This window comes from Bradyrhizobium sp. 141 (genome assembly GCF_023074055.1).
GTDB lineage: Bacteria > Pseudomonadota > Alphaproteobacteria > Rhizobiales > Xanthobacteraceae > Bradyrhizobium.
In genome coordinates this window covers 1-825 of record NZ_JADPKR010000037.1, presented here as the reverse complement: position 1 = coordinate 825, position 825 = coordinate 1, and the positions used below count along the sequence as shown (strand labels likewise).

The following is an 825-nucleotide window of genomic DNA, read 5'->3' as shown; positions in this document are numbered from 1 at the left end:
CGACGAGGACGGAATCTACGATCCTCGCCATCCCAACGATCGGCTGCTGCTTGGCATGAAGGGCACGATGAGCGAGCTTGAACTCTCGATGTTCCGCCAGCGCTCGCAGGAAGCGCTGAAGCAGAAGGCGCGCCGCGGCGCGCTGGTCCTCGGTGTCGCCGCCGGCTATGTGAAGATTGGTCGCGATCGCATAGAGAAGAATCCGGACAAACGCGTGCAGGACGCCCTGCAGCTGGTCTTTCACCAAGTTCGCCGAGCTGCAAAGTGCAAGACAGGTGCACATCTGGCTGAGAGAGGAGGGCATCGAGCTGCCGGTCAAGTCGCGCCAAGGTGAGGCGCACGGCGTCGTGTGGCGACTGCCGGCCTACAACATCGTGCACAACATCCTGACCAATCCGATCTATGCAGGTGTCTACGCGTTCGGGCGCACGACGAGCCGTGTGAGTGTCAAAGGTGGACGCAAGCATGTCCGGCGTGGTGTGCAAAAGCCCATGGCCGAATGGGATGTCTTGATCAAGGATCACCACGCGGCCTATATCACCTGGGACGAGTTCGAGCACAACCTCGAGGTAATCGCCAACAATGCGACCGGCATGAGCAGCGCACTCGCTCGCGGAGCAGCTCGTAAAGGCGAGCTGCTGCTGCCCGGACTGCTGCGATGCGGCCACTGCGGCCGCAAGCTCCATGTGCACTACAGCGGCAAGATTGGCCGTTACAATTGCTACAGTGCGCGTACGAACCACGGTGCCGCGCGCTGCATTTCGATCAGCGGCTTGAGCATCGATACGGCGATCAGTAACGAGGTCCTGCGCGTCATGAAGCCGC

General features: G+C 61.2%; 2 protein-coding genes. Both read left to right on the top strand.

The genetic code is table 11. The annotated features are described in order from the left end of the window. Positions 1–334, top strand: a 334-nt coding sequence (locus IVA81_RS11430; protein WP_247316428.1) for a recombinase family protein, incomplete at its 5' end; no start/stop codon positions are given. Beyond that, the coding region (locus IVA81_RS11425; RefSeq protein ID WP_247316426.1) for a recombinase family protein at positions 276–825 on the top strand (550 nt) is incomplete at its 3' end. The genes IVA81_RS11430 and IVA81_RS11425, both read left to right, overlap by 59 nt.